The organism is Ruegeria sp. AL1, from assembly GCF_056540905.1.
This window is the reverse complement of the sequence record NZ_JBQFXP010000001.1, coordinates 267,549-287,260: the sequence shown is the minus strand read 5'-3', so window position 1 is coordinate 287,260 and position 19,712 is coordinate 267,549. Positions and strand designations below refer to the sequence as shown.

Here is a 19,712-nt window from a genome sequence, read left to right as displayed (position 1 = left end):
CCCCTCGTAATGAGTCTAGGCTAAGCTAAAACAGTATCACTTTGCAACTTCTGCGTTTTGAACACCCCGGCAATAGGCGTTCTGCCAGTAATCGCGTTGGTGAATCAGGGCTGCGGCGGTCAGCCAAGCCAGGCCGATCCCCAAGAGCAGGCCGACAAGCAAACCGGCTTTGAATATCGCGGTGTCACGGGTCATTTGTCCGAATCCCAACGCGCGATCAATCGCATCACCATCAGGCCAACGCCGACCGCAAAGAGCAGGTATTGAAGGATACCGCCGCCCTGATGGCCGAGTATGTACCCGTAGACCACCATCACGAGCGCGAATATGTTGTTGCTCCTTCCGTCGGGGACCGCGCAGTAAGCCTGCCAGTATCTCAGCATCCATTGGCGCATCACCCATCCTCCTGTTCGAGAGAGGACAGGACGAGGGCGCGATGGTGGGCGTTAGCTTTCTCTACCATGACGTTTTGCAGGAACTCATCGCTCGCTATTTTGATGCCGCGATATGAGAGATGCCACTGACCGTCCGGAGCCATTTTGAACGCTCGATAATCACCGTGTGACCACATTTCGCCGAATTCGTTGTATGACCGCGCCCAAACAGTGGGTAGCGGCCTCACCGTCCTTGCGGCTTCCAGCTTTGCTTGGAGGGTGGCGACGGCATCCTTTAGATCGTGCCAGTCCTTGCAGAGCGTGAGAGGTCCGGCTTCGCACTCAAACAAGCATTCTTCCTCAAGGCGTCGTAGGAGTTCTTGCGGAGAATGGTTCATGACCGTAACGCCTCCAATTCTTCGTCACTCAGGCCAAGATCCTGAGCCTTTGCGATTGCAGCTTCTTTCGCGCGCCGCTTTTCAGCTAATTCATCCAGTCGTTCCTGAACTTTCAGGTCTGCATTAGTCGGGTCTTGGATGGAAACAGGTCCGAGCCATGGGCCGAGAATGCCGTGCAACTTGCGCCGATAGAGGGTGATTTCTTCAACTGGACAATCACTGCCCTGAACATACCCTCCCTTTGCCAGTCTTATAGCTGTGGCTTGGATTTCGCAGAACGCCTTGGTGTAGGTCGGCCCTCGGCCTTCGGTGTCGTCCCGGTTTCCAACAACTCGCCAGACTACTTTTTCCTCAAGCGTTAGCTCAGCAGCTTTTGTATTCATGAGGGGTCCTCCTCGGCGTTTAGAGACTCCGCGATACTCAAGAGTTTCTCAGCTTGATCGCGCGCCAATTGGGCAACTAAGCGCGTTGCTTCCGAAGTCGCATCTTCAAAGCAGTTAGCGTTTAGTTCTTTCGGGGTATCGATATGAAGCGCGCGACACTTGACTACCCACTTTCCGGGGTAGTGCAGATGGCCACAGGATATCCAGATAAGTACGCCGTCGCCGGTGTCTAGTTGGAACGCTGTTGGCTGCTTCACGCCCCTTTGTCCCTGTGAATATGAGGTTACGTCTTCCCAGAGCATCATTCCTCCTCCTCGGCTTGGGCTATCAGGGCGCGCACGATTGCAAGGAGCCATGCGCGGGCGGGGTTGTAGTAGTATCTTGCCTCGACGTCCGTAACGGGCCCGGTTCCGCGATCATCCATCAGGGTCAAGGTGACGATTGTTTGTTTGGCGTTTTGCCAACTGTCTTCGACGCGATAGCACCACCCCGGCAGTACGGCCTCATGAAGCGCCTCGGCTGCGTCAAGAGAGCCGCGAAACGCCTTGTATGCCCACGTATCAATCTGCGACCACGTAAATCTATGCCCTTTAAAGGCGTCGTGGAATTTCAGCCACATATCGTCGCCATCACCAGACGCAGGCCATTCACCAGCCTCCATCTTCGCTTCTAGCTCCTTGAGGGGTGTCATGGGGTGGGGTCCTTTGGCAGCGGATTTTGATTGCCGTGAAGCCCCTCGACCCACACTTCTAAGCCGCCAAGTTTCTGAGCATCCTCAGAAGCGTGAACACCGTCACGTATCGGCGTCTCAAGTTCGCCCGGTGGGGGGCCGCCGCGCATCGTTGTGTTGAACTTGTAGAAAACCTCAGAGCGCCCGCCGATTAGCTCGACGTCCGAATCTTCGTCGTAGACATTGGACCGAATGTCGTTGCGAGGCACAGGCAAAACTAGCCCATAATCACAGGCATATTTCATATCACTGCTGAACGCGTTTTCTCTCTCTCTTGCTCTGTCGAGTATCGCCAACGTAATTCAAGGCGAGGCGCTGGCCGAATTTGAGGTTTTAGTTGCCTTTCACCCATTCCCTTGCTCCTTCTGAGAGAGTGGCCCGTCCCGAAACTCACGCCACGCGGCCCGTACAGCTTCTTCAACAGGTCGGAAGGCCCCGATGACGAGGAAGACAAGGGCGGCGGACATAAGCCAGTTTTCACCGAAGGAGAACTTCACCACAGCTACCGCAATTGCCGTGCTGATAATGTTCCATGCCAGTGACTTGAGAAACGCGATAGCTACAGGCATCATGATTTCGGCTCCTGAGAGAGGGCGCGAAGCAGTGCTTCTATCGTCTTTCGTGCATCAAAGAGTAGGTGAGCGTTTTCCGACTCCGCGTCGTATTTACCCTGAGCAGCCTCAATGTCTTTGATTAAGCCTTCCGCAAAGGATCGGCTTACCATTGGCACCCGCGCCGCCTCCTGCACCGCAGCCTCGTCCGTTGCGGGGTGTGGGGTGGGTGGTAGTTCTTCGAAGCGATCCGGGTCCTCGAACTCATTGAGCGGGCGCACCCAGACCATACCGTCAGATTCTCCGCGATAGACCACAATGTTGTCATAGTCCTTTAGCGGTCTGTCACTTTGGATCATGCCCTCAGCGATCACCTGATAAGTCGAGCCGCGTTTGATATGTTTGACGCGCCGCCACCCGTTCTGCGGATCGGCCACATCTGAGGGGGTGAGGGCGAGAATGGCGTCGGCGGTACGGCGCGCTTCTGTTTCCGCGCCACTGTTTCCGTTTTGCCAAGAAGGGTAAGCTGCCCCGTTCGGGGGCGGAGATTGTTGCGCGGCCCAAATCATTGCTTGGTAAACCGTTTCCGCCACATCCTCACGGCTAGGAGTGGCGCGGGTGTCGGCTTGCTGGTTCCAAATCTCGAAAGCGCGCTCTTTGTCGGAGGCGGTTACACGACAATACTTCGTCCAAACCTGATAGTTCTGATTAAGGTCGCCGTGCATGTCGCGAGTGCCCTTAGTGAGTCCGTGCTTTGGTTTCTCACGGGTGAACGGGCAGGGTTTCAGCGTCTCTGTCATGACATGTGCTCCTAGGTTAAATTCTGCCATCTCTCATCCTCTCTGCACGTCGTTTAAAAAGTGGATAGCCTTTCCCCGTCGCGTAAATTATCCGGTCCAACGGGACACGAAGTTGTCGAGCAGCTGACTCGTTCGAGACGTTTTGCGATATGCAGTCATCCAGGAATTCAAGTAACTCTACTGGATGGTACGCGCCATTTTGTGCTAGGCTCGGAATACGCATAGTCTCACCTAAGCGCTTTGGAGGCTTTGGCTATTTTGTCGTTAAGGCGATTTATTTCAGATAGTTGGCCGTCTTCGTAGTCGGCAATGTTGGTGGTTGTTACTTCTATAGTTCGCCAAGTGTGCCCGCAATTCAGACACTCTCTGTCCCGTGCGACACCTTTCAGATTTAAATAGGAGCCCGCACCTGTTTGCGTCACTTTGCTATCCAAGGCTTTACATTTTTCGCAGCGACAATCTTCGTATGTCGCTCGGTAACCCGAACGATGGGGATTCCTGTTATGGATGGTGATGTCGTGTTTGAAGTTTCCAGATAGCCCGGATCCAATCATAGCGTATCCTAATCAAAAACAGACGGTTCCTGCTCTGGCGGTCCAAGCAGAACGTCCCACGCCTGGGATTCAGTTTCGCCCTGAACGGGGATCAACGTGCCGTCCGGCAATAGAACTTCGATCGTGACAAGTTCGCCGGGCGTATAGGCTGACACGGCTATCCCGTGGTCCGGGTGATGCTCCCGGTACTCGTCGAGGGTCACATCATTTCTCGCGGGGGGAGCTTGTAGCCGCGGGAACGCAAATATTTCGTCATAATCGTTTCGAACATGGCGGTACGGGACACAGCACCTGTCCTGCGATATTCACTGTCGAGTGCGTCAAGAATGTTCTTGCGAAGACGCATCGTAGTCTGTTTGCGAGGCTCTGGTGCAGTTTTCGATTTGGACATGTCGCCACCCTGTTTCCATTTGTCCGGAATGTATGCTATTTGTATGCTAAAATGCCATACAAGTCAAGACATCACTTGCGATAACTATGTGCTATGTACCCCTCGGCCACGAGTGGTAAGCCCTCGGCCCATTCGGGAAGGTCGCAGAGTAGGGTTTCAAACTCTTTCAGTGATCCGAAGTCTTTCGGGACGTCTGCAACGGCCTCATCATGGACATGTAATATCAGCGGGTATCCCGCAGCGTCGAGTTTCAGCATCCCAGCTGCTAGCAAGTCACGCGCGGCAGCCTGAACGACGTTTTCGATTATGACAGACTTGTTGAGCGGATATCGCATCCACTTTTGTTGGTTTCCTTTGATCGTTTTCATGCCGACGACAGAGACAAACTTCGTGTCCGTCCCCCACGGTGTTTTCGTGTCACCAATACGAGGCGACCCGTAGGCCAGGCACCGACCGGAGGGCAGGCGGCACCAAAGGAAGCCTCGTCGCACAAGGTAAGAGACGTTGCCGTAAGACGCGATCGTCCCCGGTTCACGGATCGCCGCATAAATGCAGTTTTCCAGCTCGTCCCAAAGTGACACAATGGCCGGGTGTTTTTGGCGCCAAGCTACTTTCGTGACCTCTGCTGCAATCCACCATTCCCGGCTCAGGATGTCTGTTCCGAACAATCCTTCCTCAGACCAGCGCTCGTAGGACTCGACAGCCTTCTCAAACATTTCCGGATCCGCGCTCGCTTTCACGGGCTCATACACCGCGGCCATGTTCACCCGGTAGATGTCCGCCATTGCCTTGAACGCCATCACACCGCCCGCAAACCCAAGGCCAAGCTCAGCGGCTTTGCCGACTTGCCTGCGCGGGTCTTCCTTACCGATCTGTTCAGCAGGGATGTTGAAAATGCCGCCTGCAGCCGCCTCGTAGGCCCCCGGGCCTTCTTTTCGGTCGTTCTTGCGGAATACTTCGAGCTTCCATTCTTCGCCTGCCAGCCACGCCGTGATGCGTCCCTCGATCGAACTGTAGTCTGCGACCATGAGATGATTTCCCGGACTGGCCGTAAAACAGGCACGCAGGCAATCGGAAACGGCGTAAAGAGGGTTGCCGTATAACATGTCGATCAGTTCCGGATCGCGCTTCACGAGCCATTGACGCGCGTTGTCGGGGTCTTTGATCGTGCCTGTACCGCGTGGCATGTTATCGACCTGCGTGAGACGTCCAGCCCAACGGCCCGTAGATGCACCATGGTACTGCTTTGTGCCCTTAATGCGCCCGTCACGGCAAACAGTCGCTTTCATGCTGTCCAGCTTTGCGGTTGAAGTTTTTGCCGCCATCTGACGCAATTCGAGGGCTTTCCTGACGTGTTCGGGCAGGTCGGTGTGTTTCAGAGCGCGGTCAACTTCGTTTGCAGACACACCCTCGACAATTTTTTCGACGCATTCATGATTGATCCATGCTGTAAGAGCCTTTGCCTGCGAACACGCTGTAATCTCGCCGGCCGTGGCCTGCTTCATTTGCTTATCTAGGGAGGATTTCGTTTCCGTTGCGATGTCTTCGAGAGAATCTACCAGTTCGCGATCCAAGTAGATTCCGCGTTCGTTTATTTTCTGATCAAGCAGCCAGACAGCGCGTTCTGTGTCTGAGAGTGGCACGAGTTTGTTCTTGATCGCGCGTTCAGTCCGGACATCCTGATCACAATAATCTCGAAATTTTTGAAAATCATCTGGATATTCTTCGGGTTCTTTGAAAAGTATGGTTCCGGGCTCAACGCCTTTCGCCAAATCGGCTTTTAGAATGCGACGCGGTTTGCTGAACATGTTTATCAATCGCGTCCCCTCTTTGTCTTTTTGCTCGGCCATATCGAGGACTTGAGCACACATTTCCAACGCCATCGGCAACGCCATCGCAGCAGCCTGGGCCATGGTGTCGTCCCATTGATCGTCGCGGGGAATTGGCCAACCGTATCGAGGGCCGAGAATTGTTTTAAAAGCGATCTTTTCGAATTGTCCACAGTTCCAACCTGAAAGGCGCAACCCGTGTTTGATCGCATATGCCAGATCGTCAGGACATTCCATGTCGGAGCCGATTGAGTAAACAGGCCCGTCATTTATGGCCCATGAGGCGCAGAGCACATCGGCGTAAGGACACTCGAAATAGCGATACGCGCCGGGGGCAGGGCGGGACCGCAGATTCACGGTGCTTCGGGTTTCGAGGTCGTTGTAAATGTAGTCTATCACCCAAACGCTCCTGAATTGTCAGTAGCCAAAACGGACGCACGGTCTAATCGAAAACACTCGCTACGGGCTTCCTCGAACGCTTCGATGAACTCTTTCGCTGCCCACGGATTGATTGCATTGCCGTAGCCCCGCAGGAGCCCCACACGACCGGGAACCCCATGAGCCAACGGGAATGTTCCGGATTTAACTGGCCGCCATTTTCCATCTCTGCAGAACAGCCAATCAGCATCTCCCCAGAAACCGTTAGTCGGGCAAGGCCCGTCAGTTGAGCCGTCTCGCCGAGATAAAGTGGAACCGACGTCCGTCCGCGTTTCTGTCGAGCCTCCAAGCGCTTTTGCATCGTCGCCTCGTCGCAGTACCGGTCTACCGCGGTCGTCGTTGGCCAGCCCGAAAGTACCTCCGCGCATTTTCGACTGTAGTCGGTATTCCCGGCCGGGTTGTTGCCATTCTGCGCCGGTGTGCCCGCTTGTGGTGTCGGCCACCCGGCCAGTGCAGGGTCGCCCCGCGTCGGATCGAGATAGTCTATCGCTTCCGTCGTTAAAGACTTCTGCGAGCCTTTCTTCCCGTTTCGCCGATTCTGGTAACCAAGTCTCGCCTCGTGCGCGACCGGAGTGCCCCATCCCGCCAGCATCACGCAATCGTTCAGGTTCGCCATCCCGTGCCCCTGCGATTTCTTCTCGGCAATGTATTCCGGGCTGTGAGGCGGGAAGTGGTCGCGAGCTTGAGCCGTCGGCCAGCCCATCAACGCAGTATCCGCTGGCAAAGCTCCACCCGTCTGACCCGGACCACCGTTCGAGCCGTCTGTCGCTCTCGGCGTGTTGTATCCGATCTGCGGCAAGTCCAAGATCGTAGGCCCCGAAAAATGTCCGTTGGCGGATATGCGGTGCGCCGACGCTCGCAGACGGGATATCTGTCGCCCCAACGGCGTAATGTGCGGCTTCCAGGCGATCCGATAAATCGTCGAGCCACGCCCATTCAGGCGTCGCTGCAATTCTCTTTCGAGATGGCTTTGCAACCTTTCCGAAGACAGCCGCGCTTGCGACTTGCTCTCCGAACAGCACTTCGGGGCGTCCTTCCCGTACCAATCCAATAAATTTGGGGGCAAGATGTCGAGCGTCGTCTCGCCCCTTCCCTTCGCCTGCTGAGCTGAACGGCTGGCAAGGCGGGGATCCAGTCCAGACTGGTCGGCTGTCAGGCCACCCGGCGAGTCGCAAGGCAAGGGGCCATCCTGCGATTCCGGCGAAGAAATGGCATTGGGTGTATCCTTTAAGGTCGTCGGCCTGGACATCCAGAATACTCCTTTCATCAACGTCGCCGTCCGGAATTTCACCGGCCCGGATTAGCTCACGTAACCATTCGGCAACGGCCTTGTCGTTGTCGTTGTAATAGGCTGTCACCGCACACTGACCTCTTCCGAGATCAACTCCTCGACTTCCATGCCGACACCAAGGGTTTGCGCGGTGCGTTTCGTCTCGCGCAGCTGGGCCTGCCAATCGGGACGGGCGTATAGGTGTCGGGCATGGCACATCATCCAAAGCCAAGCATCGAGCCGATCGCACATTTCCAGAGCGTGTCTCTCCTCGCCTGTCAGTGAGGGCGCGTAATCCAAACCCTGTGTGTAGAGTTCGTCGGCTTCAATCGTGTCCAGCAGTGTTTTGAGTTCCGGATGTGCGCGCTTCGCATCGTAAGCAGCGTCTCCTGCGGCGTGCTCGCCTTGATCATGAGTGAGCGCCGCAACGAGAAGTGTACGAGATGCGTGGGGAAACAGCCCCAGCACCAGCAACGCAACCCGGCCTTGGTGTCCGTGAACCGGGTCGGCAGTGTCGCAGAGGTCGTAGTTTGTGTGCCAGCGGCGCGTAAAGCTGGCTCGCCAGATGCGTCGTACAGTGTTCATGCGAATACTCCTTCGAGAAGGGGTTTGTCAGTCGTCAAGTCGGACACACGATTATTTGCAACAGCGTAGTGTTCGGGATCGATCTCGAAGCCGACGAAACGACGGCCGGACTCATATGCGGCAACGGCTGTCCCACCAGCACCGAAGAAAGGATCGAGTACCAGATCGCCCGGCTGACTGCTGTTTTCGATATACATCCGAACCAGATCGACGGGCTTTTCAGTAGGATGCAGCTTTCGACCGACTGGATTGTCGAAGTTGTGGATAGCTTTGGAGCCCGGGTTGTTGATCGTCACGGCCCGGCCTTTGCGCACGAAAAACGTGAATTCGCCGTTCTTCATGTAGTATCGGCTCGGCGTGCAATTGTTTTTGCCCCAAACGAGCAGTTGATGCGTCAAGAAGCCCGCTTCTAGCAACGCATTTTCAATAGGCCGTCGGTTCAGTTCGTTGGACATCACATAGGCGTGACCGGGGTCTTTCAGAACGCGAAACAAGGCCGCTGCATACTCATCGGGCTCTATGTCGTTGTGCTTGAAAATCTTGCCATTGTTTTTCGCGAGAATTCCAGACGGGGCTTTACTTGTCTTGGGGCGATTACCCCCTGAAATAGTTCGGTAAGGAGGATCCGTGAAAATCATGTCCACTGACCCGTCTGGCAACAGGTCAAGTCCGAACCGCGCGTCAAGATTGTGCAGCCCTTCGATCATGCGAAAATGTCGCCTGCAACTTCGTCTTTCGGCTGGTTGCTGTACCCAAACAGGCCCCGTACAGCTTTTTCCAGACCCTCGGCCGGGTCGGAGCAGGGGACACACTGCCAGCCCCCTCCTTTACGCTTAGCGTTGGCCTGATATTGGCCGTTTCGCTCGTAGACTGCGAGAGTATCAAGCAGTCCCTCGGAGGCCGCTTTGGTAATCAGGTTGGCGAGGTTCATTCGATGCTTTCCTTCTCGCAAAACCACGCCGCGACGACGATCTCCGTATCGCCTTCACTGAGCGTATCGCCGTCCAGACAAACGCTGCGCGGTATCCATTTTTCCGCGCCGTTTTCACACCTGAACAGAATCGCTCGGTGCGACGAGGGTCGGAGTATCTCACCGATCAGAGTTACTTGGCGGCTCATGTGAACACCGAGTCCATGCCGAGTGCTTCGCAATACATCTGCAAGATCGCGGATTCTTCTGCGAGATCGTCTTTGTCACGCTTCCTGAGAGATATGACACGACGGATAATTTTTGTGTCGTAGCCTCGTGCCTTAGCTTCGGCCATGACCTCTTTTTGCTGGTCGGCTATGTCTTTCTTTTCGACTTCCAGGCGCTCGAAGCGTTCAACAAATTGACGCAGCTCGCCGGCCGTTACGCGGTAATTAGCGTCACCGGAATTGTGGCCTGTGCCGGGGGTTTCTTCTGTCATAATTGGGCCTCATCAGATTCGGGTACCTCGTCGGAGATCCGAAGTTCTTCGATCGAGTATTCCTGGATACGGTCGGCTAAGATGGTGTGACTGATTTCGCCGGAAAGCAGACACAGGCAACCGGTCGCGGCGATCTGATCGGCCAGATAGCGGCTTATCCCCGGATGGGCAGAAATCGGGTACTCCTTTATTTCCCCGGTCTCACGGAAGACAACGGTTACAATACTGCGGGTGTTGGGCGGGAAGTCGGAACGCTTAGACATACTACCTCCAATTGCTAAGGAGTATGAGGGCCTTTGTCGGCCCTCAAAACGGACAGACAGGACAAATTAGCCAAACAGGTCGGACGCCCCGCCTGAACCGACGTTGCCGTCACCATCGGTTTCGACCTTTTCTTTCTGGAAGAACTTGTCCGGATCAGTCTCACGACCGCCCGCAAAGACCTCGTCTTCCTTGATGTGTTGCCACATGTTAATCCAGAAACCGACACCATCGCCCTGTTCGTCGTTATGCCACGCAAACGGGGTCAGGACGGGGTAACCCCACCAGCCGGATTTGATCTCCTTCGCGTCCATTGGCAGGACGTCAGGCCCGAAACACTTGATAGGGTCTTTCGACCACGGTCGAATAAAGATGACATCTGAGCCCATGCCATCGCGCAAATTTCCGTCCTTGTCGTGAGCGGATTTGCCTTCTCCGTCCAGTATCGGGTTTTTGATCAGTTCTTTCTTGAACCGCTCAACACCCTTTTCGCCCCATTCGTTTGTGACGACGTCGGCGACTGCGTTTTGCAAGGCGCCAATATCGGACTTGGGGAAAATCAGTGTCGGCATATGCTTGCCCATGTCGTTCGCCTTAAAGAGGCCGTGAGCGAAGCTGATCCGGGCCAGGGGGCCTCGGAACTCCTCGCCGATGTACTTCTTGTCTGCCATTTTTGGTTCTCCTATTCGGGTTGGAAAAATTTCTGTGCCGGAGCCACCGCAGCGGCCCGGGACGTCTTGTCAGCGCGAACGAGGTTGTAGCCGCTGGAATTAGTGTCCCAGAAGTCCGCAATCTCGCCTTTGCGTTTGGATCCGAGAACCTTTTCGACCTGTGCGGGCGACATCAGTTTCGGCTCGTTGTAGAATTCCGTGACGCCCTCGCCGGTCGCATCAGATAGTTTCTTGATCAGCTCGGCTTCGTCGCTTTCGATCCACGCTCTGCGACCGCGTTTCTCGGTTAGGATGTATTCGCTGTCACCGTGTTGGATTTGGTAACCGCTTTCGGCCTGATCCTGCGCATAGGCACGAACAGCATTAAGCCAACCTTGAATCATGTCGGCGTGGTCCAGGATCCGCACGATCTGCTCCGTTGAGAGCGTTTCGGGGGCCGGGGGTTCATTTGCCAAGGTGTTTTGCGGCGTGAAGTGCGTTTGTGCGATTTCCAGCGATTTACTCTCTAGGGCAGGGCATGTGGGGGCTGATCGACAGAACGTGCAGTGCTCGCCTGCAAATAGGTGAACGCCTACCCATTTAGGGTAGTCGGCCTTTAGTGTTTCTGCGCAAGCTTTCGCGGCTCGCTGCATCGCCGCCATCAAATCCTGCGTCCAGTCGATCAAATCCGCGACGTGAAACTCTTCGGAGCGGATACGCCCGTCCTTATGCGGCGCACGAGGCTGTACGATTGTCACTTTTACCCGCTTCCACGGGCCGAGGTTCGCCATAAGCGCCCCGAGAGCATAAGTGCGAAGCTGCTTGTTACCAGCGACTTCTACAACGACACCACGGCCGCCTTTTAGATCGACGATCTCAATCAGACCTTTGTCTGGCGACAAGATGACCGCATCGCCCGTACCGCCCGCATCGAACGGCGGGTCCAGATCGGCTAACGAGAATTTCTGCTCAATGAGCAACTTTTTGCCCTTTGCGGCGTCCCGAACGTAATCCACATAGGCTTGCGCGGTTTCGCACATTTCCTCGTCAACTTCGATCGAGTGCGATTTGGTTTTTTCGATCGTGCCGAGATAGTCGATGGCATCCGCGTCCGTTTCCGACCCAGCGATATAGGCGTGAAGGCATTTCTCAGATACTTGATGACAGGCGGTGCCCCACGCCGCAGCGTAGGACTCCTTATCGGCTGGCGCCGACATATTAAGCGCCAACGAGCCCGGGCAGTTCCACAGCCTTTCGGACGTGGATGCGCTCCAGGTTGCGTGATCCCGGACCCCGTGGTTAGCCATTGATGTCGGCCTCAATTGCAGCTGTCAGATTGTCGATCGCTGTCTTGAACGCTTCGGGCGTGTCGGGAATCTCCGACAGTTTTGCAGCACCAAGCAGTTTCGGGCCTTCTTTCTGGGCGGTGACCATGCCGTATTTCTCAGCGAATTCGCCGAGTTTTTGACGAACGTCGTCGCGGGTGTAGGCAGTACCGTCTACAATTTCGCCGGTCTTGGCCTCCTGTTCGGGGTCTTTTCGGTCTTCCGGGGAAGCCGAGATATTCGCCGACGCGTCGTCCCCACCATCTGCGGATTTTTCGCGTAACTGCATCACGAGGCGATCAGCCGGAACGGTCTTGTCGATCTCGATGCCCAGAGCCGAAGCCAGTTCCTCGATTTCCTTGTCAGTCGCCATCTGCTCTTTCGTGCGGCGCGTCTTGTCCCACTCGGATTCACCATATTTACGGGAAGCCGTTTCGTAGTTTCTGAGCTCTTTGGCTTCCCCCTCAAACGGCGATTCAGAGGCTTCGGCCGGAGCGGCTTGTTCCAGTTTCGGGGCTGGGATAGCCGTGTCAGTTTTTTCGGCGAGAGGGTTTAAACTCAAAAAGAGTTTAATATCCCTGATGACTTCTGAGGCGTCACCATAGAACTCTACTTTCAGCATCGCATTGTCTCCGCTATTGTTTTGACTTTTCGGGTTAAGACGCTTTGCAGCGCCTCGTCGATTGACCCTTCCAGGGCCGCGACACGGACACGGGGTTGCCGCTTTTGACCGTGATTAGTGATCCGCAGCGATGCCTGCGCGCCGTCCTTCGGCACAAATGACATTTCTACGAAAATGAGTTCTGCAGCTGCCGACAGGTCGATAGCTTCTCCGGCGGCGGTAATCTGGCCAATGAAGACGCGGGTATCAGGATCCGTCTGGAACAAATCCTGTGCAGCCTGTCGTTTTGTCGGTGAAGTTCCGCCGTCAATCCGGACAACCCCGAATGAAGACAGGTCTTTTTCAAGTGCGTTCATTGTATCTTTGTGCCAGCACATCAGCACGACTTTGTCTAAACCGCATTCGAATTCGTCTTTCACGACTTGTGTAACACCAGTTGCTTTAATCGTACCTGTCAGCCTGCGAAGCGGGCCCATATGCATCTCGAGGGACTGCGTTTCGCCGGTTTCAGCAGCGTCAAGGATATCCGCAGCGTCTTCTATTTCAGCTTCCAGCTTTTTCCGCTGCGTAGCAGTGATATGCAGAGGTAAAATCTCGTATATCGGGGCAGTTATGCCGACATCATCTTGCGTCCGACGAAGCCAGAACCCTTTCAGACGCTCGTTTAACTCTTCAAGGTTTCTGCCACCAACAATGACATCGATTTTAGTCCAGCGACTAATCACCTTTTTTCGGACAATACAGTACCTATGCAAAAATGCCTCGTAGCTGGATACGTCAACGGGTCCCCATTCCGTCGTTAACCTTTCAGGGCATAACGCACGCAGCATCGGATAGAGATCATTCGGTGCGTTCGGAATCGGAGTGCCTGTCAAGCACCACACGCGGGTAGCAGCATCGGAAACCGCGTCCTTGGCGATACGAATAGATTTATCGAATGTCCCGTACAGCGCTTGTGTACGCTTCGCCGTGACACTTTTTGCGTAATGACTCTCGTCTGTCAGGAGCAAGTCCCAGGATACAGATGCAAGGTCTGAACCGCATTTTTGTAGGGCAGGCCACCCGACAATCAGCCTGTCTGCTGAAAGATGCTCGTCAGTCAGACCACCTTTATAGAGAACGGCTGTTTTGAGATCGAACACGGACCAATCTTTAAAACCGCGAGCCCAAACAGGGCGTCCAGAAGCTGTCGTAATAACGAGTGTTCGTTTAGCCTGGACATAGTCTGCAGCAATTATCGCGGCGCCGGTCTTCCCTACCCGGGGGGCGTCCGCTAACAGGGCGGTTCTGTGTTTAGACAGAAACTCAGCACCTGAAAGCTGGTGAGGCAGGGGTGTAGGCATCGTGCCATCCGTTCCGTGCGTTTCGAGCGATACGGCGCTTTACTACTCGTATTGAAGATGTATGTCAATAGTAGTCCGGATTAAAACCAGACAAAACGGACAAAAATTATTCTATCCGAACACCCCTTGCTGGACGAGTTGGCGACGTCCGTATTCGGCGATCAGAGCCGCTTCGGCTCGACCGTCATCCTTCTTCCTTCTGAACTCTGATGCGATACTTGGCCACATGTCAGTCGCCTTGGCCCGACTGTCGTCCTTTTGTGCACGAACCAGTCTCATAGCCTTTTTCCATGCGTGAGGGGCAACAAACGTGAACCGGGCTTTCCTGGCCTTGCACAGGGCCTCTGCAGCTCCGGCAATACGGCCGAAATTGAAGGATGACGAGGGGGATTCTCCGGGCATACCTCCGACTTTTTCAAAGAAACAATAGTCCGGATCCCAGAATTCGAGCAAATCGACCAAACCGTGCACATCAAGCTCGGTTTTAGTCGATTTGCCTCGGGTCACTTTGAACACAGGCATGTCAGAAACCGTCACATTCTTGCCGTTTTCCGTTAATAATGCGAGTGCTCCGGTGCCCCCGGGGTCTACGCCGAGGATGCGCATCGGCTTCTCATGAGCCTAGAATAATCTCGGCGAATCGTTTTGTTGTTCGTGTATTGTAAGACCAGTGACAGGTCATCGAGCGCGTTTTCAATCTCTTCACTGTTCCCATCGTTTAGTCGAACACATTTGGCTGCTCGCCAGTATGCAATAGCTTCGCGTTCGAGGAGAGACTGCATTCTAATTTGCCTCCTTCAATGTAGGGTAAAACGGAAATTGGTTTGCTCATAAAGGCTTCGCGCATGGCGAGTGCCGCAGCAAGCCAATTCCCCGGAATGGAATTGCGTCTTGACCACTTTTGGATCGAGTCCAGTTCGGGCGGTTTTAGCCCGAGGTCCAGAAACTCGTTCCGCATGTGTTCGGCGGACGCAAACTCGGCCTCAATAAATTTCTTTACGTTAATCATGGGTCCTTCGTCTGGTTTTGTATCCCGTAATATTGCATTTTCCGGACAAAATGTCAATGTATCATTGTGATATCAGACACATTCTGGACAAAGTTTCCGGACAAGCCTTGTATTTTGACTTCAAGTGCGATACATATGGCATACACTAACACCCCTTACGGAGGACATATTGTGACTAAGAGCACGCGGTTTCATATAGATGAGTTACCGTCCGGCGAGCACACCCCTAAGCATTTGACGAAGCAAGAATTTGGACGCAGACTTTATCACGAAATGCTTTCCCGGAACTGGAACCAGTCCGAACTTGCCCGACAAGCTGGATTGCCACGGGACAGTGTATCGACTTACATTCGCGGAATTTCGTTCCCGACACCCAAAAGTCTTCGGAAACTCGCGAAGGCTCTGGATATGAAAGAGGCTGATCTCCTACCCAACTCGATCACATCGGCCATTGAAGAGGACTCACCATCCTTGAACATGCGCGTATCGACTTCGGCACCCAACACCGCCTGGTTGCAGGTAAACCGTCTGGTCTCACTACAGACAGCCGTAAAAGTCGTAGAGCTGATCGAATCTGATCAGATACAGTCCGGTAACGACGAAGAGTGACGCCCTTGCGTCTCTACACCCAAGCAGAGGTCGCGGAAATTCTCCGCGGAACCGTTGAGCGGGTCCGCGGCCTCCGACAGCGCGGCGAGCTAGGTTTTTTGCCGGGCCGTCCGGTCCTTATCCCCGATTACGAACTAGCGAGGTATGTGAAGCAGACATGCGACAGATCACTCGAAACGCGAATGGGAAAAGATACGCCTGCAGACCGGCCAAGAACGGGGTCTGGTACATCTATTGGAGCGAAAACCGCCGTTCAAAACGCCAGAGTACAGGCCAGACGGAAGAAGCTGCGGCGGATGCGTTCTTAGATGAATGGCTGAAACTTGAAAGCTCCGAAGCGTCCAAGACGTATACCTGTGAAGAGCTTTGGGACTTCAAATACGGTGACGCGGATCCCGGCAGCATGGAATTTTATACTCGGAAACCGATTGTCGGATTCTTCGGTGATATGCACCCAAAAGACGTGACTTCGGATATTGAGGCGGGATATGGAGCGCATCGAGACGTAGCCCCAAGCACATTGCGACGTGAATTGGCCATGCTCAGGGCCTCTTGGAACTACGCTGTCAAGAAACGGGTCATCAGTTCAGATGATCTACCCGCTTTGGATGACCTGCCACCTAGCTCCCCGCCGAGAGATCGATGGTTGCGAGACGATGAGGTCGAACGTCTCTTGGCCGCTGCAGAGAAAGGATCACGGGTTTGGGCGTTCTTGCATATCGCATTGGAAGCCCCGGCACGCCGAAACGCCATTCAGGATTTGCGATGGAAAGACCAGATCGATTGGGAAACCGGCGTGATCCATTTCCTCCCACCCGGCGAACAGCAGACCCGTAAGCGTCGTGCGAGCGTGCCGATTTCGGATCGTCTGCGCCCCGTGCTCGAATATATGCACAAAAACCGCAAGGACGACTACGTTATTGGGGTAGGGGGGCGTGTGAATCGCCCCGTACACGCCGTAGCCAAGGCTGCAGGGGTGACGGGCGTCACACCCCATGTCCTGCGCCACACGGCCGCGACACGCATGGCACGGGCTGGTGTGCCGCTCTGGCTCATCGCAAAGGTTCTGGGTAATACTGTGGAACAGGTCGAAAAGGTCTACGCCAAACACAGCCCGGAAATGCTGGTCGATGCTGTAAATGCAATTTCAGGAAGGATGGCTGCGGAATGATTAGTCAGAGCACTATTGATGAGATTAAAGCCGTATCGCGACAACTCTCGGAGGCCCGGTCTGAAAAAGAGGAATTGGATTTGCGTAAGCAATGGGCGGCAACGCTTTTCGCAAATTGCCCCGGGCCATTGTTCAGCGCAGTAAGTGGTTGCGAAAGTGCGCAGAGAGCGCTTGCTTCGCAGTTAGATTTCGTGCTCGGGTCTGTCGGGCTTAAAGTCGTCCGTGACACCGCTTGATTTGCCCGGCGAGGCAATTATCTTGAAGGTCGCGACGATAGAATCGCGGCCTTTTTCTTTGCGCGCAGTTGCTATACACTATGGGCACAAGTGCGCAAAATGGGCCTTGTGGTCACCATACAAAAACGGACAACAACGGACAAAGACGAGTTAGGCACCTGAAAAACATGATTCAGGAAAACCATACAACTCCCGACAACGCCCTCAGAATTGTATGGCTATTCTAGGCGCAGCAAAGGATCAAAGCCATGTTCAAAAAGCGCAGCCATGTGACCCCAGTTGACCCGGTTTGGGATCGGATCACCACCGAAGCCAATGCGGCGGTCGAGCAAGAGCCGCTGATGGGCGGTCTGGTGCACGCTTGTATTCTGCATCACCGTAGCCTTGAACGCGCGCTTTCCTATCGGGTGGCGGCCAAGCTTTGCTCGAACGAAATGTCGATGATGGTGCTGCGCGAGATCGTGGATGAGGCCTATGCTGACGATCCTTCGCTGCTGGAAGCGGCGCGGGCAGATCTTATGGCGGTCTATGAACGCGACCCGGCCTGCCACCGTCTGTTGCAGCCGATCCTGTACTTCAAAGGCTATCAGGCCATGCAGGCTTATCGTGTGGCTCATTGGCTTTGGCAAAAAGGACGGCATGATCTGGCGTATTTCTTCCAGATGCGGTCGTCCGAGATTTTTGGGATCGACATTCATCCTGCCGCAAAGATCGGCAAGGGAATCATGATCGACCATGCTCATTCCATTGTGATTGGCGAAACGGCGGTCGTTGGCGACAACGTCTCGATGCTGCATTCGGTCACGCTGGGCGGGACCGGCAAGGAAGAAGAGCAACGCCATCCCAAGATCGGGAACGGCGTGCTGATCGGGGCCGGCGCCAAGGTTCTGGGCAATATCGAGGTGGGACATTGCAGCCGCATTGCCGCCGGGTCCGTTGTGCTGCAAGAGGTGCCCGCGTGCAAAACCGTTGCTGGCATCCCCGCGAAGATCGTCGGAGAAGCCGGGTGCGAGCAGCCTTCGATCTCGATGGATCACATGCTGGGCAAGAACCAGTAACCTTTCGTCAGATCACTGGCTGGCGCGGCTGTTCTTCCGGTTCAACCGCTTAAGCCGACGTTCTTCCCGCCGCTGCTTGCGCAGTTCGATCCGCTTGGCACGTTCCTCTTCCCATTTGGCAATAGCGGCAGGATCGTTCTGTTTAAACTTTGAATTCTCGCCCGGATAGGTATTGGGCTTGGCTAATGCGACCGCAGGGGCGGTAAGGGCCAGCGCAGACAGGATCAAAAGGGTTTGGGCTTTTTTTGCGAAATTCATCGTACACCTATGCATCCGAAATTGGTCTGCATCCAAGGTGGGACAGGCTGCGGTATGAAACAATGGCTGGGCAGATCACACCTGCTCACAACACGTCAGCACAAACGCAAGACGCGCCGAAGAATGCTCCGGCGCGTTTTGCAGTCAGAATGGCTTTAGGCCAGCATAACCATCGGATTTTCAAGATTTTCCACGATAGCCTTGAGCAGCTCTGCCCCGAGTGCCCCGTCAATCACGCGGTGATCGACGGACATGGTGACCGACATGACGGTGGCGACCGTCAACTCGCCGTCATCGCCAACAACCGGCTTTTTGACACCAGTGCCGACGGCAAGGATACCAGCGTGCGGCGGGTTCACGATAGCGTCGAAATTGTCGATACCGAACATGCCCAGGTTCGAAACTGCAAAGGTGCCGCCTTGGTACTCGTGGGGGGCCAGCTTGCGCTCGCGGGCACGACCGGCCAGGTCTTTCATCTCGGTGGACAATGCGGAAAGTGACTTCATGTCGGCGTCCTGCAGGACCGGAGTGAACAGACCGCCTTCGATGGCGACCGCTACGGCCACGTCCGAAGGTTTCAGTTGCAGAACCCGATCACCCGCCCAGACGGCGTTGCATTCTGGAACCTGCTGCAGCGCGTTGGCGACGGCCTTGATGATGAAGTCGTTGACGCTGAGCTTGACGCCCCGACCTTCCAGCTGCTTGTTCAGCTGGCTGCGGAACTTGAGCAGCGCATCCAGCTTGATATCGCGGCGCAGGTAGAAATGCGGGATGGTTTGCTTGGCTTCGGACAGGCGCGCGGCAATTGTTTTCCGCATTCCGTCCAGCTTGACCTCTTCGTAGTCGCGGCCTTCGTACATCTTGGCCACGGCATCTGCGGACGGACCAGCCGGGGCTGCGGCCGCCGGGGCTGCTGCTGCAGGTACTGCAGCGGGGGCCGGAACGGTTGCGGTTGCACCTTCCACATCCGCTTTGACGATACGGCCATGCGGGCCAGAGCCGGTGATCTGTGCCAGATCAAGGCCCTTTTGCGCGGCGATGCGACGGGCCAGTGGCGAGGCGAAGATACGACCACCATCGGCCTTGGTGGGCGCTGCCGGGGCAGGGGCAGGCGCCTCGGATGCCGCTGGCGCGGCAGTCTCGTTGCCCGCGGCGGCTGCGGGGGCAGCCGCTGGAGCTGTGGCAGGAGTTGCGCCAATGTCATCGGCGCTTTCGCCATCTTCCAGAAGGACCGCAATCGCGGTGTTGACCTTGACCCCTTCGGAGCCTTCCGGGATCAGGATCTTGCCGATGGTGCCTTCGTCAACGGCCTCGAACTCCATCGTGGCCTTGTCGGTTTCAATCTCGGCCAGCAGGTCACCGGACGAGACGGTATCGCCCTCTTTGACGAGCCATTTTGCAAGGGTGCCTTCTTCCATCGTCGGGGACAGGGCGGGCATCAGGATTTCGGTGGGCATC

General features: G+C 55.3%; 28 protein-coding genes. 3 read left to right on the top strand and 25 right to left on the bottom strand.

The window, feature by feature from the left end; translation table 11 throughout:
* Positions 1 to 36: 36 nt before the first annotated feature.
* The 23 genes from ACRZ9X_RS01465 to ACRZ9X_RS01355 form a co-directional block, all read right to left on the bottom strand.
* The gene (locus ACRZ9X_RS01465; RefSeq protein ID WP_480515471.1) at positions 37 to 195 is read right to left on the bottom strand and encodes a hypothetical protein; all 159 of its coding nucleotides are present in this window, start codon (positions 193 to 195) and stop codon (positions 37 to 39) included.
* Positions 192 to 395: a hypothetical protein gene (locus ACRZ9X_RS01460; protein ID WP_480515469.1), complete on the bottom strand. Its 204-nt coding sequence runs from the start codon at positions 393 to 395 to the stop codon at positions 192 to 194. The genes ACRZ9X_RS01465 and ACRZ9X_RS01460 overlap by 4 nt, the downstream gene beginning before the upstream one ends.
* Complete coding sequence (locus tag ACRZ9X_RS01455; protein ID WP_480515467.1) at positions 395 to 772, bottom strand: hypothetical protein; 378 nt, start codon at positions 770 to 772, stop codon at positions 395 to 397. Before ACRZ9X_RS01455 ends, ACRZ9X_RS01460 begins: the two co-directional genes overlap by 1 nt.
* Positions 769 to 1,155: a hypothetical protein gene (locus ACRZ9X_RS01450; RefSeq protein WP_480515465.1), complete on the bottom strand. Its 387-nt coding sequence runs from the start codon at positions 1,153 to 1,155 to the stop codon at positions 769 to 771. The genes ACRZ9X_RS01455 and ACRZ9X_RS01450 overlap by 4 nt, the downstream gene beginning before the upstream one ends.
* Positions 1,156 to 1,456: 301 nt before the next feature.
* Positions 1,457 to 1,846, bottom strand: coding sequence for a hypothetical protein (locus tag ACRZ9X_RS01445; RefSeq protein WP_480515463.1), 390 nt, complete (start codon positions 1,844 to 1,846; stop codon positions 1,457 to 1,459).
* Positions 1,843 to 2,181 carry a hypothetical protein gene (locus tag ACRZ9X_RS01440; RefSeq protein WP_480515461.1) on the bottom strand — a complete coding sequence of 113 codons (339 nt, stop codon included), beginning with the start codon at positions 2,179 to 2,181 and terminating at the stop codon, positions 1,843 to 1,845. The genes ACRZ9X_RS01445 and ACRZ9X_RS01440 overlap by 4 nt, the downstream gene beginning before the upstream one ends.
* A 48-nt stretch (positions 2,182 to 2,229) precedes the next feature.
* The gene (locus ACRZ9X_RS01435) at positions 2,230 to 2,457 is read right to left on the bottom strand and encodes a hypothetical protein (RefSeq protein ID WP_480515459.1); all 228 of its coding nucleotides are present in this window, start codon (positions 2,455 to 2,457) and stop codon (positions 2,230 to 2,232) included.
* On the bottom strand, positions 2,454 to 3,236 hold the full coding sequence (locus tag ACRZ9X_RS01430; protein ID WP_480515457.1) for a hypothetical protein: 783 nt from the start codon (positions 3,234 to 3,236) through the stop codon (positions 2,454 to 2,456). The genes ACRZ9X_RS01435 and ACRZ9X_RS01430 overlap by 4 nt, the downstream gene beginning before the upstream one ends.
* A gap of 562 nt (positions 3,237 to 3,798) precedes the next feature.
* On the bottom strand, positions 3,799 to 3,993 hold the full coding sequence (locus ACRZ9X_RS01425; RefSeq protein ID WP_480515455.1) for a hypothetical protein: 195 nt from the start codon (positions 3,991 to 3,993) through the stop codon (positions 3,799 to 3,801).
* 259 nt (positions 3,994 to 4,252) lie between these two features.
* Positions 4,253 to 6,409, bottom strand: coding sequence for a DNA polymerase (locus ACRZ9X_RS01420; RefSeq protein ID WP_480515453.1), 2,157 nt, complete (start codon positions 6,407 to 6,409; stop codon positions 4,253 to 4,255).
* Entirely contained in the window at positions 6,406 to 7,806 is a 1,401-nt protein-coding gene (locus ACRZ9X_RS01415) for a DNA cytosine methyltransferase (RefSeq protein WP_480515451.1), read from the bottom strand. Before ACRZ9X_RS01415 ends, ACRZ9X_RS01420 begins: the two co-directional genes overlap by 4 nt.
* Positions 7,803 to 8,303 carry a hypothetical protein gene (locus tag ACRZ9X_RS01410; protein ID WP_480515449.1) on the bottom strand — a complete coding sequence of 167 codons (501 nt, stop codon included), beginning with the start codon at positions 8,301 to 8,303 and terminating at the stop codon, positions 7,803 to 7,805. Before ACRZ9X_RS01410 ends, ACRZ9X_RS01415 begins: the two co-directional genes overlap by 4 nt.
* A complete protein-coding gene (locus tag ACRZ9X_RS01405; RefSeq protein ID WP_480515447.1) occupies positions 8,300 to 9,010 on the bottom strand; it encodes a DNA-methyltransferase in 711 nt (236 codons plus the stop codon). Before ACRZ9X_RS01405 ends, ACRZ9X_RS01410 begins: the two co-directional genes overlap by 4 nt.
* A complete protein-coding gene (locus tag ACRZ9X_RS01400; RefSeq protein WP_480515446.1) occupies positions 9,007 to 9,234 on the bottom strand; it encodes a hypothetical protein in 228 nt (75 codons plus the stop codon). Before ACRZ9X_RS01400 ends, ACRZ9X_RS01405 begins: the two co-directional genes overlap by 4 nt.
* Entirely contained in the window at positions 9,231 to 9,422 is a 192-nt protein-coding gene (locus tag ACRZ9X_RS01395) for a hypothetical protein (RefSeq protein WP_480515444.1), read from the bottom strand. Before ACRZ9X_RS01395 ends, ACRZ9X_RS01400 begins: the two co-directional genes overlap by 4 nt.
* Positions 9,419 to 9,712, bottom strand: coding sequence for a DUF2312 domain-containing protein (locus ACRZ9X_RS01390; protein ID WP_480515442.1), 294 nt, complete (start codon positions 9,710 to 9,712; stop codon positions 9,419 to 9,421). Before ACRZ9X_RS01390 ends, ACRZ9X_RS01395 begins: the two co-directional genes overlap by 4 nt.
* Complete coding sequence (locus ACRZ9X_RS01385) at positions 9,709 to 9,975, bottom strand: hypothetical protein (RefSeq protein WP_480515440.1); 267 nt, start codon at positions 9,973 to 9,975, stop codon at positions 9,709 to 9,711. Before ACRZ9X_RS01385 ends, ACRZ9X_RS01390 begins: the two co-directional genes overlap by 4 nt.
* Before the next feature lie 66 nt (positions 9,976 to 10,041).
* Entirely contained in the window at positions 10,042 to 10,644 is a 603-nt protein-coding gene (locus ACRZ9X_RS01380; protein WP_480515439.1) for a hypothetical protein, read from the bottom strand.
* Between the two features lie 11 nt (positions 10,645 to 10,655).
* Positions 10,656 to 11,930, bottom strand: coding sequence for a DUF2800 domain-containing protein (locus ACRZ9X_RS01375; RefSeq protein ID WP_480515437.1), 1,275 nt, complete (start codon positions 11,928 to 11,930; stop codon positions 10,656 to 10,658).
* Complete coding sequence (locus tag ACRZ9X_RS01370; RefSeq protein WP_480515435.1) at positions 11,923 to 12,570, bottom strand: hypothetical protein; 648 nt, start codon at positions 12,568 to 12,570, stop codon at positions 11,923 to 11,925. The genes ACRZ9X_RS01375 and ACRZ9X_RS01370 overlap by 8 nt, the downstream gene beginning before the upstream one ends.
* The gene (locus ACRZ9X_RS01365; RefSeq protein WP_480515434.1) at positions 12,564 to 13,913 is read right to left on the bottom strand and encodes a DEAD/DEAH box helicase; all 1,350 of its coding nucleotides are present in this window, start codon (positions 13,911 to 13,913) and stop codon (positions 12,564 to 12,566) included. The genes ACRZ9X_RS01370 and ACRZ9X_RS01365 overlap by 7 nt, the downstream gene beginning before the upstream one ends.
* A gap of 111 nt (positions 13,914 to 14,024) precedes the next feature.
* Positions 14,025 to 14,519 carry a crossover junction endodeoxyribonuclease RuvC gene (locus tag ACRZ9X_RS01360; protein ID WP_480515432.1) on the bottom strand — a complete coding sequence of 165 codons (495 nt, stop codon included), beginning with the start codon at positions 14,517 to 14,519 and terminating at the stop codon, positions 14,025 to 14,027.
* 112 nt (positions 14,520 to 14,631) lie between these two features.
* Positions 14,632 to 14,922 (bottom strand): hypothetical protein, encoded by a 291-nt coding sequence (locus tag ACRZ9X_RS01355; RefSeq protein ID WP_480515430.1) that lies wholly within the window; start codon positions 14,920 to 14,922, stop codon positions 14,632 to 14,634.
* 135 nt (positions 14,923 to 15,057) lie between these two features.
* Here ACRZ9X_RS01355 and ACRZ9X_RS01350 point away from each other — a divergent pair, with 135 nt between their 5' ends.
* From ACRZ9X_RS01350 to cysE, 3 genes are all read left to right on the top strand, one after another.
* A complete protein-coding gene (locus ACRZ9X_RS01350; protein WP_480515428.1) occupies positions 15,058 to 15,531 on the top strand; it encodes a helix-turn-helix domain-containing protein in 474 nt (157 codons plus the stop codon).
* 157 nt (positions 15,532 to 15,688) lie between these two features.
* A complete protein-coding gene (locus ACRZ9X_RS01345) occupies positions 15,689 to 16,702 on the top strand; it encodes a tyrosine-type recombinase/integrase (RefSeq protein WP_480515426.1) in 1,014 nt (337 codons plus the stop codon).
* A 484-nt stretch (positions 16,703 to 17,186) separates the two neighbouring features.
* A complete protein-coding gene (gene cysE / locus ACRZ9X_RS01340) occupies positions 17,187 to 17,996 on the top strand; it encodes a serine O-acetyltransferase (protein ID WP_480515424.1) in 810 nt (269 codons plus the stop codon).
* A 12-nt stretch (positions 17,997 to 18,008) separates the two neighbouring features.
* Here cysE and ACRZ9X_RS01335 read toward each other — a convergent pair whose 3' ends face one another.
* Together ACRZ9X_RS01335 and ACRZ9X_RS01330 are read right to left on the bottom strand one after the other, a co-directional pair.
* The gene (locus ACRZ9X_RS01335) at positions 18,009 to 18,254 is read right to left on the bottom strand and encodes a hypothetical protein (protein WP_480515423.1); all 246 of its coding nucleotides are present in this window, start codon (positions 18,252 to 18,254) and stop codon (positions 18,009 to 18,011) included.
* 155 nt (positions 18,255 to 18,409) lie between these two features.
* On the bottom strand, positions 18,410 to 19,711 hold the full coding sequence (locus ACRZ9X_RS01330; protein ID WP_480515421.1) for a pyruvate dehydrogenase complex dihydrolipoamide acetyltransferase: 1,302 nt from the start codon (positions 19,709 to 19,711) through the stop codon (positions 18,410 to 18,412).
* Between the last annotated feature and the right edge of the window lies 1 nt (position 19,712).